Below are 14,910 nucleotides of genomic sequence, written 5' to 3' on the forward strand. Positions count from 1 at the left end.
TGTTGGATGAAGGTCTTTGCGGTTTGGGCCAGAAACCCCGTCCAACCAACGTTGTCTCTCTGCGAAGAGATTGATTACGAGAACCGCCTATGAGATCGCGCCTGTCCCGCATTATCTTCGCCGTCGCTGCCTTCCTGGTTGCGACGATTGTCTTTGCAGCCCCTCGCCAGGTTCCCCTTTCGGAGCTATTTCCGAGCCCTGCCCAGACCAAATCGGCGGTTGTGATCAACAAGGTCCTGGAGCGCTTTCACTACAGAAAGGTCGAGCTCGACCACGACTTTGCGCAAGGCGTCCTCGACGGTTACCTGAAGGCACTGGATCCGAGCCGATCCTTTTTTCTAGCCCGCGATGTCGAGCGCTTCAAGGGCGGCGCGAAACGCTTGGACGAAGGGCTGCGTCGCGGCGAGCTCGACCTCGCCTTCGACGTCTTTCGGGTGTACCGAATGCGGGTCGACGAGCGGGTCATCTATGCGGAGAGTCTTCTGAGGGGGCCTTTCGATTTCGATCGCGACGAGACCTACAGGCTCGACTCGCCGGACGTGGCGTGGGCCAAGGACAGCGCCGAGCTGGACGACATCTGGCGCAAGCGCGTGAAGAACGATTTCCTGACCTTGCGCTTGGCCGACAAGACGGACGAAGAGATTCGCGAACGGCTCAGCGAGCGCTACCAAGGGTTAGTGCGTCGCACCCACCAGTTCGACGGCAACGACGTCTTCCAGACGTTCATGAACGCCTATACCCAGACGCTCGAGCCGCATACGAGCTATATGTCGCCCAGCACCTCCGAGAACTTCGACATCAGCATGAAGCTGTCGCTGGAGGGGATCGGGGCCGTCCTGCGCGCGGACAACGAATACACGGTCATTCAGAGCACCGTCCCGGGTGGTCCGGCCCGCGAATCCGGTCAGGTCCAGACCGGCGATCGGATCGTCGGGGTTGCTCAGGGGCTCGACGGCGCGATCGAGGATGTCGTGGGTTGGCGGCTCCAAGACGTCGTCGACAAGATTCGCGGACCCAAGGGCTCGGTCGTAAGGTTGCAGCTGCTGCCCAAATCCGCCGCCACCAACGGCGGTGTGCGCGAGGTCGCGATCGTACGCAACGAGATCAAGCTCGAGGATCAGGCCGCGAAAGGGTTGGTCCTGGACACGTTGGAGAACGCGCCGGGACTGCGGATCGGCGTGATCGAGATCCCGGCCTTTTATCGGGACTTCCAAGCCGAAGGCTCGGGCGATCAGAACTTCCGCAGCACGACCCGGGACGTACGCCAGCTGATCGACGACCTGCTCTTGAAGGGCGTCGACGGCATCGTGATCGATCTGCGCGGCAACGGCGGTGGCTCCTTGGCCGAGGCGACCTCGCTCACCGGTCTCTTCATCGATACCGGTCCGGTCGTACAGGTGAAGGACGCCTTCGGCAAGATCGAGGTCGAGACGGATCCCGAGCCCGGCCTTGCCTACCGTGGTCCCTTGGCCGTGCTGGTGGATCGCGACAGTGCCTCCGCCTCCGAGATCTTTGCCGGCGCTATCCAGGACTACGGGCGCGGACTGGTGATCGGCGAGCCGACCTTCGGGAAGGGGACCGTGCAGACCCTGATCGATCTCAACCGCTACGTCCCCGGGGAGCAGAACAATCTCGGACGCCTGCGTCTGACGATGGCCGAGTTCTTCCGCATCAGCGGCGGGAGCACGCAGCTGCGCGGTGTCGAGCCGGATATTCGTTTTCCGACCGCCGATCTCGTGTCCGAGCACGGTGAGCGATCCCTCGACAATGCCTTGCCTTGGACTCGGATTCGACCGGCCGAATATAGGAAGGCCGGCTCCGTCAGCGTCGAGCTCCTGGCGCTGCAGTCCGCGGAGCGCGTATCCAGAGATTCCGGCTTCACGATGCTGGTGGAGCGAAGCAAGCTGATGCGCGATGTCGAGGCCCAAACCCATGTCTCGCTTCAAGAGAGTGCGCGCCGCGAGGAAGACGAGCGTCGCGGGAGCGTCTTCAAGGAGCAGCAGAACAGTTACCTCCGTGCCCGTGGAATTGCTCCGGTGGACGAGGATTCCGAGGAGCAGGTCGACGAGGACCTGCTCGATGCACAACGCGAGGCCATCGCTCGCATTCAAGTGGAAGAGGCTGCCCGTATCCTTGCCGATGCCGTATTGCTCGAGCGCACCGAACGGCCGCGTGCAGTGATGCGTGACTGAATCGCGTCCCTCGATGACATGCGCTGTTTTCGCGTTGAATCGAGGGTGCATGGATTCACGGGCGATGCAGCGGACGCGATTCAGGATTTCGAATCACGAATATTTTTGCCCGGATGGCGCGCGCGGACTCTGCTGCATCCTTTCGCCATGGTTTAGCCGGTCGTCGGCCATCGCCCGGGTCGGGTGCAGCACACTGCCGATCTTAAGGTTAAGGGTTAGTCATTGAATCAGTCTCGAAAGGATCTTGTCACGCGGATCGAGCGTTTGCGTTCCGCCGGCGCGTCCGAGCGGCTCCGCGGCAATCGCATCGGTCTGGAGAAGGAGGGACTGCGCGCGTCGGCCGCCGGTCATCTCGCCTTGTCGCCGCATCCGCGAGCGCTCGGCTCCGCCTTGACGCATCCCTACATCACGACCGATTTCTCCGAGGCGCTGCTCGAGCTCATCACGCCCCCGACCTCGCGGGTCGACGATGTGCTGGGATTTCTCACCGACCTCCATGCCTATGTCTATCGCCATCTCGGCGACGAGCTGATCTGGGGGACCAGCATGCCCTGCGTGCTCGAGGGCGGTGCGGGCATCCCGCTGGCGCAATACGGCACCTCGAATGCCGGGACGATGAAGACGGTTTATCGGCGTGGATTGGGCAACCGATACGGTCGAACCATGCAGGTGATCGCCGGTCTACATTTCAATTTCTCGTTTGCGGACGAGTTCTTGGATGTATACCAGGCGATTCAAGGCGTGGAGGGCGATGTCGCGGTCTTTCGCTCCGATGCGCAGATGGGGATGATCCGCAACCTGCAGCGTGTCGGCTGGATCGTGCCCTATCTCTTCGGTGCATCCCCCGCGGTCTGTTCCAGCTTTGTCCAGGGCCGCGAGACCGATCTGCTGGTCTTCGATCCCCATACGCTCTATTACCCCTATGCGACCTCGCTGCGCATGGGCGACATCGGGTATCAGAACCAACAGGAACAAGGCACCGGGATGAAGGCGAGCTACGACAGCCTGGATTCCTATGTGCGCAGTCTCACCTGGGCGATCGAGACCCCCTGTCCGCAGTACGAAAAGATCGGCGTGAAGGTCGGCGATCGTTACGAGCAGCTCAACGCCAACGTGCTCCAGATCGAGAACGAGTATTACAGCACGGTGCGTCCCAAGCAGATCACCGAGTGGATGGAGCGCCCGACGCTGGCCCTGCGGCGTCGCGGTGTCCGCTACGTCGAGCTGCGGTCGCCCGACATCAATATCTTCGAGCCGGTCGGGATTACGGCCGAGCAGATTCGATTCTTCGAAACCTTGATGCTCTATTGCCTGATCCTGGACAGTCCCCGCATCGGTGCGGGGGAGAGGCGCGAGATCGACGAGAATCAGGTTCTGACCGCCCATCGCGGACGCGAGCCCGGGCTCGCGCTAACCCGCCTTCGCGAGGCTGTTCCCTTGCAGGTCTGGGCCGGCGAGATCCTCGATGACATGATCAGGGTGGCCGAGCTCCTCGACGGGGCGGCGGATGGTCCTCATGTGCAGAGTGTCGAGCGACAACGCGAAAAGGTTGCGGATCCGGATGCGACCCCTTCGGCCCGCATCCTTGCGATGATGCGTGAGCGGCACGAGGGCTTTTTCGCCTTCGCCCGGCGTCTGACCGAGGCCCATCGGGAGACCCTCAGGCGCCATCGGATCGATCCCGAGCGCGAAGCACTGCTCGAGCGCCTCGCCCGCGAATCGATCGCGCAGCAAGAGGCGATCGAGGCCGCGGACGATCGCAGCTTCGATGATTTTCTCGCCGACTATTTCAATCAGGGCCGAGCCACCGACATCGACCGGGATCCGGCAGTTGACCGATTCGAGTTTCAGGAAAGGGTTTGAGATGAACCCGATGCGAGGCCGTTCGGGTCATCACCCGAACAAGGCCGTCTAAACGACGAAGACCCCGTTGCCGGGGTCTTCGGGTCATGTGCGAGGCGACTCTTCGAGCTGATCGCCTCAGCGTGCCGGATCTTTATTGCGCAGTCGCGGCAGGTGCAGGCGCAGCGGCCTGTTGCTCGGGGGCCTGGACCTTGGGCGCGCAGTCATGGCTCGGCATCATCGCCGGGTGCATGTGCGGTGCATAACCGGCCATGTGGGTGCGCTCCACGGCACGCGGATGTTGCGCGCGACGCTGCTCGCTCTCCGCCTTGAAGGCGGCGCGACGCTCCTGAATCCCCTGCTGAACCTTGGCGCGATGGGCATCCATCTCATCCATGCGCGTCTTCACGAATTCGGGCATCGCCGGAAGCTCCGGGATTTGACCGAATTCAGGCATGGCGGGCATCTCCGGCATGGCCGGGATCTGGCCGAATTCAGGCATGGCGGGCATCTCCGGCATGGCCGGGATCTGACCGAACTCAGGCATGGCCGGCATCTCGGGCATTGCCGGGTACTGAGCGAATTCCGGTACCGGCGGCATCTCGGGGAATCCGGAGTCGATGCCGGACGGCATCCGAGCGAAATCAGCTGCGCGCTGCTCCATCATCTTCCGATGCGCCTCCATTGCCTGCTCGATGGCCTTGTGCTGCTGCTCGGCCATCGCCTCATGCTGCGCGGAGATGGCCTGCATCTGCTGCTCGGCCATCTCGGGGGTCATGATCGGCGCGACGGGGGCGTTGTACCAGGCACCGGCGGAGGACGCGGCGGCGGCAAGGGCGATGATCGAGGCTGCTTGGACAAGCTTGGACATGGAACACACCTTTAAGATTAGAAAATGATGGGTTTTGGTCGTCTTGCGAGCCCTCCCCGTCGATCGGGGAGCCGCTGCCGCTCGACGCATCGGTCGAGCGAGACTCGCGGATCTTCATCAGGGACGGATGCAGGCAACATCGTCGGGGTCGCGCCGTCCATGGGCATCATGGCTTCCGGGTACCTGCGCCATGAAGCGAGCGTCGGCAGCAAGCTGATTATTGTCGTTGCCCTTCGATCACGTCCTGATTAGGGCATCAGTATATAATGATTCTCTAACATATCAACCCAAAGTTAAGCCTGCGGCGCAACAGACCCGCCATCGCAACTTAAACCGCGTCCAGAGCGAGATGCTCACTTTCGAGTGAGCTCGACGTTTGGTGCATCCACGACCCTTAGCGGGGACGCGGTTTAAAATAATATATTTTTTAATATCTTAAACCCCGCCGGATCCAGCGGCCGTTAAATCTGCCGGAGCCGACCCCATCCAAAAACATCGCATACCGCGCTGGGCGCGGTTTAAGTCAATGATTCTCTTATTGTCCTGAACCGCGTCGACTGCGAGGGCTCTCGATCGTCAGGATGCCGAATCCACATGCGAGCTTGCATGTCATTCCGGACGCGGTTCAGCTTTAGAAGAGCCGATTCAGACCGTTGAGCGCCGCGACCCGATAGGCCTCCGCCATCGTGGGATAGTTGAAGGTGGTCTCGGTGAAGTACCGAATGCTGTTCGCCTCGCCGCGCTGGGACATGATCGCCTGGCCGATATGCACGATCTCGGCGGCCTGCTCGCCGAAGCAGTGAATCCCCAAGATCTCCAACGTCTCGCGGTGGAAGAGGAGCTTGAGCATGCCGACCGTGTGACCGGTGATCTGGGCACGGGCGATACTCTTGAAGTCCGCCTGGGCGACCTCGTAGGGGATCTGCAGTGCGGTGAGCTCACGTTCCGTGCGCCCCACGGAGCTGATCTCCGGAACCGTATAGATCCCGGTCGGGAATTCCTCGATCAGCGACCAATCGCAGGCGCCGTCGGCGATGTGGGCACCGACGAATCGTCCCTGATCGTAGCCGGCACTGGCCAGCGCCGGCTGCCCGACCACATCGCCTGCGGCATAGATGTGCGGCAAGGCGGTCTGGTAGCTCTTGTTGACCTCGAGCTGGCCGCGCTGATTGGGTGTCAACCCGATGGTCTCGAGCCCTAGGTCGTGGGTGTTGCCGGTCCGTCCGTTGGCCCAGAGCAGGATATCCGTCTTGAATTTCTTGCCAGACTTGCAGTGCAGTACCACACCGTCGTCGCCGGCCTCGACACGCTCGTAGGTCTCGTTGTGTCTGATCACCACGCCCTGCTGGCGCAGGTGATAGCCGAGCGCGTCCGTGATCTCGTCGTCGAGAAAGGACAGGAGCCGGTCGCGTGTATCGACTAGATTCACCTTCACATCGAGCGCGCCCATGATCGAGGCGTACTCGCAGCCGATGACGCCTGCACCATAGATGGTCATGGACCGCGGGGTGTGCTTCAGTCCGAGGACCGTGTCGCTGTCGCGGACGCGCGGGTGCGAAAAATCCACGTCCGGCGGATGGTAGGGGCGCGAGCCGGTCGCAATGACGATGTGCTTCGCGCGCAGCTCTTCCGTGACGCTGCCCGGGCGTTGGACCTCGATCAGATCCTCGCCCAGGAAGCGCGCGCGCCCGAACACGACCTCGACCCGATTGCGCTGATAATAGCGATACCGGGTGCGGACCTGATCGTTGATGACGCCGTCCGCGGCTCGCAGCAGATCCGGGAAGGCCACCTCGATTTGATGTTGGGTGTGCTGGAACAGCGGGTTGCGCCGATAGTCCGCAAGCATCTGGATCGAGTGGCGCAGCGCCTTGCTGGGGATCGTGCCCCAATGGGTGCAGCCTCCTCCGACGGCGTTGTGGGCCTCGACGACGGCGATCCGATGTCCGGCTTTGGCGAGCTTCATCGCCGCGCCTTCTCCGGCGGGTCCGGTTCCGATGACGATGCTGTCGAATTCTCTTGTGGTCATCGCGGCGGACTCCGGTTGGGGTTCAAAGGGGCACCAAGTGACATTAAGCATGAAGCGGGCCGCCTCTTGGCAGGCGAGGACACGCCTTGGCCTGTGAGCGACAAGGCGCTTGCGGTCGTCGCCGCAGTCTATCGATCGGGGTCGAGACGGTTTTCGAGTGCACCCGACAGGACAAGTCCGGCAAGAACGAAGGCGAGGAAGAGATAAAAGCCTGGCTCCAAGGAGGTGCCGTTGGTGGTCAAGACGGCGACGGCATCGCTCGCGCCACGCAGGCTGCCGAGCTGGTTGGCGAGCAGTGCATCGAAGCCGATGTAGGCCATGAAGATGGCGACGACCATGACATCGGCCATCGACCATTTGCCGGATTTAAGCGCGAAGAAGCGGACTGTCGACGATCCGCGCGACCCGCTCCAATCGTAGTAAAAGGCATAGGTGGCCAACAGCTTGAGGGCGGGGAAGACGATGCTGAAGAGGGTCAGGAGCACGGCGACCAAGAGCATATCGGCCTGACCGGACTCGAAGAGGATCCGCATCACGTCGAAGATGCTCTTGGTCTGGAAATAGAGCACTTGGTCGGCGAAGGCGACCGGCTCGCCGAGAAGCTGAAACGTGAGCGCTGTGATTCGTGCATCGACCTCGATCATGGGCGTGGCGAGCCCGCCGACGAGCAGGAGGAAGGTCGCGCCGACGAGTGCGAGAAGCAGGAGCGGGGCGAGCCGATCGCTTGTCCTGTCGAGAGGTTCCCGGCGTGGTGCACCGCCGACCAGCGAGACCAGAAACACCAAGCCGACCAGACCGATCACGGCCCCGAGCTGTTGCCGGATCCGCGGCTGGATCGCGCCGATCTCGGTCTCGATCAGGCGCGAGCAGACATCGACATCCGCACAGCCATAGCGTACCAAGACGGCCTCCAACGGGCGCCGATCGGTCCCGGCACCGCTCGATGCCACGGCATCGCTCAGCAGCACCCGCAACCGGGCCTTGATCTGCTCCTTCACGCCGGGCACGGAGAGTTGCTCGACGAAGGCATCGGCGTATTCGGGCACTCGGTCGCGCAGACGCGCCACATCCAGCAGCAGGTCCTGCAGGCCCTGCTGGAGTGCGCCCTGGAGCTGGTCCAGCCAGCTTCCGCCCGAGTCGGGACGCCGCTGAGCGAGATTGCGCTCGATCTCGCGGATCAGTGTGTCCAGCAATTGGGTCACCGCCTCCGTCACCTGCTCCCGACTCGCCTCGGTGAGATCCAGCTCGTCGACGCGCTTCTCCAGGATCTCCCCGATCCGCGCGACCCAGACGTCGGCATCCAGCAGCCCGTAGCGGACATGGTGGATCTCGGCGAGATCCGTCTTCAGGACCTTCACGCGGTTCAGATCGCCGACCAGGTTGATCAGCAACCAGCCGGCCCCGATCAGCAGGGCGAGGGCGAGGATCTGTCGAACGAGGTGTCCGGTCTGCATCAGCCCACCGCCGCCAGACGCGGACGTTGTGTCTCGGTCTGCACCGCCGGCAGCGGCGAGCGTTCGTAGACGACGGTCACGGCGTCGCTCCCCAAGAGTTGTCGCAGACGTTTCAACAGGGCATCGGTCGGCTCGACACGCCAGGCGTCTCCGAGTACCAGCTCGCCGACGGCCCCGGGGCGGCGATAGCACAGGCGGACCGGAAGATCCCCGTCGCGAAAGGCGGCGAGTGCGGCACGCAGGGCATCGAACCGGACGAGGCCATCGGCGTGGGCAGCGGGGTCCGAGAGATCCAGGACCAGCCGCAGATGATCGGCCATGCTCGCCCGCGCCTGCTCGAAGGTCCGCACGTCGTCGGCACGCAAGGACCAGCTGTCGCGGTACTCGTCGAAATTGAGCGCCCCGGAGACCTGCAGGATCTGATCCGGCACCAGCAGATGACGCAACTGCTCGTAGAGCTCGGAGAAGACCGTGATCTCGATGCGCCCGGTGCGATCGTCGAGCACCACCGAGCCCATGCGCCCGCGCTGTGTCTTGCCGTGACGCACCGAAACCACGAGACCGGCGACACTGCGCTTCTCGCGATCGCGCCGGTCGCGCCGTCCCAGCTCCCGATCCGTTTCCAGGAGCTTGGCGATCCGGCTGACCGCCATCGCCCGGAGCTCCGACTCGTAGCGATCGATCGGATGGCCTGTCAGATAGAGCCCGAGGGTCTCCTTCTCGCCCGCAAGACGCTGCTCGTCTTCCCAGTCGGCGCGGACCTCGGTCGCGAGCTGGGGGTCGGGCTCGGGCGAGGCGATCGGCTCCAATGCGCCGAAGAGATCGGCCTGACCGGCTTCTCGGGTCGCATGGTGCTGCTCGGCGAGCTTGAGCGCCAACGGCAGCTCGGCCATCAGGGTCGCGCGGTTCGGACCCAGCTCGTCGAGTGCACCGGCGCGGACCAGTGCCTCGAGGACACGTCGGTTGGCCTTGTGCAGATCGATCCGCCGGCAGAAATCCCAGAGATCGCGGAAGGGACCATCGGCCGTGCGTGCCGCGATGATCGCCTCGATCGCACCCTCGCCGACCCCCTTGATGGCGCCCATGCCGTAGATGACGGTGCGCGGATCGGCGACGGTGAAGCGATAGGCCGAGCGATTGACCGCGGGCGGCTCGACACGCAGGCGCATCGCGCGACACTCCTCGATCAGGGTCACCACCTTGTCGGTGTTGTCCATGTCCGCACTCAGCACCGCCGCCATGAAGGCCGCCGTGTAGTGCGTCTTCAGCCAGAGGGTTTGATAGCTGACCAGGGCGTAGGCGGCCGAGTGAGACTTGTTGAAGCCGTAACCGGCAAATTTGTCCATCAGATCGAAGATATAGGTCGCGACTGCTCGGTCGACCCCGCGCGCTACCGCCCCTTCCTCGAAGATAGCCCGCTGCTTGTCCATCTCCGACTGTTTCTTCTTGCCCATGGCCCGGCGCAGCAGGTCGGCGCCGCCGAGCGAATAGCCGGCGAGCACCTGGGCGATCTGCATCACCTGCTCTTGATAGAGGATGATGCCGTAGGTCGGCTTGAGGATGGGCTCCAGATCCGGGTGCGGATAGGCGACCTCGGCGCGGCCGTGCTTGCGGTTGATGAAGTCGTCGACCATGCCCGATTGCAGCGGACCGGGGCGAAAGAGCGCCACCAACGCGGTGATGTCGCCGAAGCTGTCGGGCTGGAGCTTCTTGATCAGCTCCTTCATGCCGCGCGATTCCAACTGGAAGACGGCGGTGGTCTCGCAGCGTTTGAGGAGCGCGAAGGCCTCGGCATCCTGGGGCTCGATTCGCTCGATATCGATCGGCGCCTCGCCGGCCTCGCGACGCAGCGCGTTCACCGTCTTGAGCGCCCAATCGATGATGGTGAGCGTGCGCAGACCCAGGAAGTCGAACTTGACCAGACCGACCTGCTCCACGTCGTCCTTGTCGAACTGGGTGACCAGGTTCTCCCCGCCCTGCTCGCAGTAGAGCGGGGCGAAGTCGGTCAGCTTGGTCGGCGCGATCACCACGCCGCCGGCATGCTTGCCGGCGTTGCGGGTCAGACCTTCGAGCTTGCGGGCCATGTCGATCAGGGCCCGGATCTCTTCGTCGTCCTCGTAGGCGGCCTTTAGATCGTCGCTCTCGGCGAGCGCCTTCTCCAGGGTCATCCCCAGCTCGAAGGGCACCATCTTGGCGACCCGGTCGACGAACCCGTAAGGATGTCCCATGACGCGTCCGACATCGCGCACCACCGCCTTGGCCGCCATGGTGCCGAAGGTGATGATTTGGGAGACCGCCTCGCGGCCGTACTTTCCGGCGACATAGTCGATGACCCGGTCGCGGCCCTCCATGCAGAAGTCGACGTCGAAGTCGGGCATGGAGACGCGCTCGGGGTTCAGGAAGCGCTCGAACAGCAGATCATGCTCGATCGGGTCCAGATCCGTGATCTTGAGCGCGTAGGCGACGAGGGAGCCGGCGCCCGAGCCGCGGCCCGGACCGACCGGAATGCCCTGTGCCTTGGCCCACTGGATGAAATCCGCGACGATGAGGAAGTAGCCGGTGAAGCCCATCTGGGTGATGACGGACAGCTCGAGGTCGAGCCGCTCGATGTAGGGCCGGCGCTGCTCGGCGAGGTCCGGCGCCTCCGCATTCAGAATTCGCTGCAGGCGCTCGTCGAGCCCGACTCGCGATGCCTCGGCGAAGTAGCTGTCCATCGTCATTCCGGCCGGCACCGGGAAATCGGGCAGGAAGTTCTTCCCGAGGGTCAGCTCCAGGTTGCAGCGCTTGGCGATCTCGACCGAGTTCTCCAGCGCCTCGGGCAGATCGGCGAAGAGCTCGGCCATCTCCGCGGGGCTGCGCAGCGACTGCTCGGCGCTGTAGCGGCGCGGACGGCGCGGATCGTCCAGGGTGCGCCCTTCATGAATACAGACCCGCACCTCGTGGGCCTCGAAGTCCTCGGGATGAAGGAAGCGCACGTCGTTGGTCGCCACCACCGGCACGCCCAAACGGATGGCCAGATCCACGCTGGCCTCCACCAGCGCCTCCTCCTGCTCGCGCCCGGTGCGCACCAGCTCCAGGTAATAGCGGTCGCCGAAGACTGCGAGCCACTCCGCAAGGCGCCGCTCGGCGGCCTCGCGATGTTCGTTCAGGAGCAGTTGGGCGACATCGCCCTGCGGACCGCCCGAGAGCGCGATCAGACCCTCGGCGGCGGACGCGATCCAGTCGCGCTCCACGTGCGGCACTCCGAGGTGCTGCCCCTCGACATAGGCGCGCGAGATGAGCCGCGTGAGGTTGCGGTAGCCGATCGCATCCTGGACGAGCAGCACCAGACGGTGCGGTTTATTGGCGTCCTCCGGGTTGCGCACGAGGAGGTCGGCGCCCGCGATCGGCTTGAGCCCGGCCGCGACCGCGGCCTTGTAGAAGCGCACCAGGGCGAAGAAGTTGCACTGGTCCGTGATGGCGACCGCCGGCATCCCCAGCTCGGCGACGCGCTTGACCAACGGCTTGACCCGCACCAGTCCGTCGACCAGCGAATACTCGGAATGCAGATGCAGATGGACGAAGCTGGGATCCACGGGTGTCCTGATCGGGGTTCGACGATGGCGGCAGGGGATGCCGGCCGGATAGTCTACCGGTCTGCCGGCGTCACGCCGATTCGGAAAAACAGATCGGATTCGGGATCCGGGTCGGGATCCTCGACAGGGTCGATCGCCGGCGTGGACTGCCGTTCCCCGCCTAGTCGGAAGAGACCGCAACAACGCGCTTGGAGTCGCTTTGATTTTGCGGACTTTTCCGGAGGTCCCGCTCTCGGGCATGGGGAAAAGTCCGCCGATCGCCCGTCGGCTCGCACCTGCTCTCGCAGACGTCGCACCGCCGCCGGCAGCGCCGAACACACCTGCGTGTTGGGATCAGCGGCGCGGCGCACCTACGGCGCGGCGCACAGACGGGTCGGCCCCTCGATCGGATGCTCGGCATCCGGAGCCATCCGGCAGGCTCACGTTTTGAGCCACCCCCTGGTTTACACTCGCCGGACTTCCCGGCAGACGGGTAAGAGAAACTCTGGTCCGAGAGCGCTTTCAGGACCAGTCGATCGGCTCAGGAAAGAGGGAGCAGCATGGACGAGATGTGCCGCAGCGACCGCTCGATTGCCGGCGTCGCCAAAGACTTACCCCGCCAGTGGCGAACGGCGTACGATTTGGAGGACGACCTCCGATGAAGGACGATCGCTTCTATGCGCACAGTGCCAACACTGCCGGAGCTTGGCATCTTCTCAACGCGCACCTAAGAGAGGTCGGCCGCCTGGCTCGAATCCACGCTGGTTCAGCCCCCTGGCGCGAGGAGGCCGGTCTCGCCGGTGAACAGCACGATCTCGGCAAGTACGGAGACCGCTTCCAGGCACGTCTGCGGGGACAGGATTCGGGTTTGGATCATTGGTCGATCGGTGCCTGGTCGGCACTCAGGCAACATCAGGCCGTTGCCGCAGCCCTGGCGATTCAAGGCCATCACGTCGGGCTGCAACGGGGGGATCGTGACTCCCTGCTGGGCTTGGATCCAACCAAGCTCATAAGCCGACATCCTCAGGGGCTAACCCTCTCCGACCCTGAGCTGGACCGACTCTGTGCCCGTGCCCGCGTCGACGGTTTGGACTTCCGGACGCCGCCGATCATGGCTGTCACGACTTGGGATAAGGCGGTCGCAGCCATGCTCGACGTGCGCCTGCTCTTCTCCTGTCTGGTCGATGCCGACTTCCTCGATACGGAGGCCCATTTCGACGGCACCGCGGCCAGCAAGCGTCATCGAACGCCCGGCCCGGTGCTCGATCCACAAGCCGCTCTGGGCGCGCTCGATCGTTATATGCGCGAGGGCATCCGCTCGGGAACCCAAGCGCAACCGGCCGTGCGGGAGGCGCGCGAGGCGCTTTGGAACGCCTGCACGGCCGCTGCCGAAGTGGCGCCCGGATGTTTAACCCTCACTGCGCCGACCGGCTCCGGCAAGACCCTGGCCATGCTTAAGCTCGCACTGGAGCATGCGCGGCGCCACGGGCTCAAGCGCATCGTCTTGGCGGTTCCCTTCCTCACCATTATCGAGCAGACCGCTTGCGTCTACCGCGACGTCTTTGCAGGTTTCCCGGAGCATTTCGTTCTGGAGCATCACAGCCTGGCGGGGCTGGGTGCCGAAACGGCGCTCGGCGACGCGCAACCCCCTCAGGAGCGCGAACGCCGATTGCTCGCCGAGAACTGGGACGCACCGATCGTCATCACCAGCAATGTTCAACTGCTGGAGTCGCTGTTCTCCAACCGTCCGTCCAGTTGCCGAAAGCTCCATAACCTCATGGAGTCGGTCATCCTGTTCGACGAGGCTCAAAGTCTCCCGGTGCACCTGGCGGTACCCACCCTGGCTGCCCTGTCACATCTGTCGGCGGCCTATGGCTCCAGCGTCGTCTTCGCCGCGGCGACCCAGCCCGCCTTCGACTCGCTGCATGAAGCCGTCAGACAGCATGCTGCCTCCGGCTGGCAACCGGTCGAGGCCGTTCCCGATCATGCCGCCCTATTCGCCATTCTGAAGCGTGTCGCCGTGACCTGGCCTGCTCCCGGCGAGACGCGGAGCTGGGACGCTCTTGCCGCCGAGATCCAAGACACCCCGCAAGCCCTGGTGGTGGTGAATCTCAAGCGCCACGCGCTGACGCTGCTGGATGCCCTGGATGCTGTGCCGAACATCGAGCATCTTTCGACCAACCTTTGCCCAATGCATCGGCGGGCCGTTCTCAAGCGCGTGCGATGCCGGCTCGCGAGTACCGAACCCTGCCGACTGATCTCGACCCAATGCGTCGAGGCCGGCGTCGACCTGGATTTTCCTCGGGTCTTTCGTGCCTTTGCACCGCTTGAGTCTATCGCCCAAGCGGCGGGGCGCTGCAATCGGGAAGGACGCCTCAGCGAACCCGGCGAGGTCATGGTCTTCGATCCCGAGGATCCGGGCGATTGGCGGCGACGCTATCCAACCCACGCCTATTTTCAGGCGGCGGAGGTCACGCGCCGAATCCTCTTGGAGCATGGCGCGATCGACATCAACGACCCTGGGGCCTTCCGAGATTATTACCGTCAACTCTACGATCTGACCCGACCAAGCAGCCAGAACCCGGCTTTCGACGAAGCCATCAAGTCACTTGACTTCGCAGAGATCGCCCGCTTGTACCGGCTGATTGACCAGGATGCGATACAGGTCTTGGTACCCTGGGGAGAACGGCTGGCCGATTTTGAAGCGTTGAGAGATTCAGCGGAAACGGACGGTATCGACGGTGCCTGGATGAGGAGTGCCCAGGGTCTCGCGGTCAGCATCTATCGACCTCGGGCTGATCACCCCGCTTGGAGCATCCTCATCCCTGCGAAGCTTCGCCGAACCGGGAAGGCTGAACGACAACACGAAGAGTGGTTTATTCTCGAAGACCCATGGGGCAAGCACTACGACGAGACCCGAGGGCTGATCCTGCCCCAGTCGGAACGGGTGCTCATTGGCTGAGGCCAT

7 protein-coding genes are annotated in these 14,910 nt (G+C 63.7%); 3 read left to right on the forward strand and 4 right to left on the reverse strand.

The genetic code is table 11. The features are described from left to right. Positions 1-89 precede the first annotated feature (89 nt). Both BLV04_RS12820 and gshA read left to right on the forward strand, forming a co-directional pair. On the forward strand, positions 90-2,192 hold the full coding sequence (locus BLV04_RS12820) for a carboxy terminal-processing peptidase (RefSeq protein WP_093032541.1): 2,103 nt from the start codon (positions 90-92) through the stop codon (positions 2,190-2,192). Positions 2,193-2,414: 222 nt separating this feature from the next. Continuing rightward, entirely contained in the window at positions 2,415-4,055 is a 1,641-nt protein-coding gene (gene gshA, locus BLV04_RS12825; protein ID WP_093032543.1) for a glutamate--cysteine ligase, read from the forward strand. 133 nt (positions 4,056-4,188) lie between these two features. Here gshA and BLV04_RS12830 read toward each other — a convergent pair whose 3' ends face one another. From BLV04_RS12830 to dnaE, 4 genes are all read right to left on the reverse strand, one after another. Next, positions 4,189-4,905 carry a hypothetical protein gene (locus tag BLV04_RS12830; protein WP_093032544.1) on the reverse strand — a complete coding sequence of 239 codons (717 nt, stop codon included), beginning with the start codon at positions 4,903-4,905 and terminating at the stop codon, positions 4,189-4,191. 631 nt (positions 4,906-5,536) lie between these two features. Next, positions 5,537-6,934 (reverse strand): Si-specific NAD(P)(+) transhydrogenase, encoded by a 1,398-nt coding sequence (sthA, locus tag BLV04_RS12835; RefSeq protein ID WP_093032545.1) that lies wholly within the window; start codon positions 6,932-6,934, stop codon positions 5,537-5,539. Between the two features lie 128 nt (positions 6,935-7,062). Beyond that, positions 7,063-8,388 (reverse strand): paraquat-inducible protein A, encoded by a 1,326-nt coding sequence (locus BLV04_RS12840; RefSeq protein ID WP_093032546.1) that lies wholly within the window; start codon positions 8,386-8,388, stop codon positions 7,063-7,065. Next, the gene (gene dnaE, locus BLV04_RS12845) at positions 8,388-11,963 is read right to left on the reverse strand and encodes a DNA polymerase III subunit alpha (protein WP_093032547.1); all 3,576 of its coding nucleotides are present in this window, start codon (positions 11,961-11,963) and stop codon (positions 8,388-8,390) included. Before dnaE ends, BLV04_RS12840 begins: the two co-directional genes overlap by 1 nt. Positions 11,964-12,600: 637 nt before the next feature. Here dnaE and BLV04_RS12850 point away from each other — a divergent pair. Continuing rightward, positions 12,601-14,904 carry a CRISPR-associated endonuclease Cas3'' gene (locus tag BLV04_RS12850; protein ID WP_093032548.1) on the forward strand — a complete coding sequence of 768 codons (2,304 nt, stop codon included), beginning with the start codon at positions 12,601-12,603 and terminating at the stop codon, positions 14,902-14,904. The last annotated feature ends 6 nt before the right edge of the window (positions 14,905-14,910 follow it).

It is taken from the genome of Thiocapsa roseopersicina, assembly GCF_900106925.1.
GTDB classification, from domain to species: Bacteria; Pseudomonadota; Gammaproteobacteria; order Chromatiales; family Chromatiaceae; genus Thiocapsa; species Thiocapsa roseopersicina.

Coding starts and splice junctions, on each gene's coding strand:
- BLV04_RS12820 (WP_093032541.1), top strand. CDS start 90: ATGAGATCGCGCCTGTCCCGCATTATCTTCGCCGTCGCTGCCTTCCTG.
- BLV04_RS12830 (WP_093032544.1), bottom strand. CDS start 4,905: ATGTCCAAGCTTGTCCAAGCAGCCTCGATCATCGCCCTTGCCGCCGCC.
- sthA (WP_093032545.1), bottom strand. CDS start 6,934: ATGACCACAAGAGAATTCGACAGCATCGTCATCGGAACCGGACCCGCC.
- BLV04_RS12840 (WP_093032546.1), bottom strand. CDS start 8,388: ATGCAGACCGGACACCTCGTTCGACAGATCCTCGCCCTCGCCCTGCTG.
- BLV04_RS12850 (WP_093032548.1), top strand. CDS start 12,601: ATGAAGGACGATCGCTTCTATGCGCACAGTGCCAACACTGCCGGAGCT.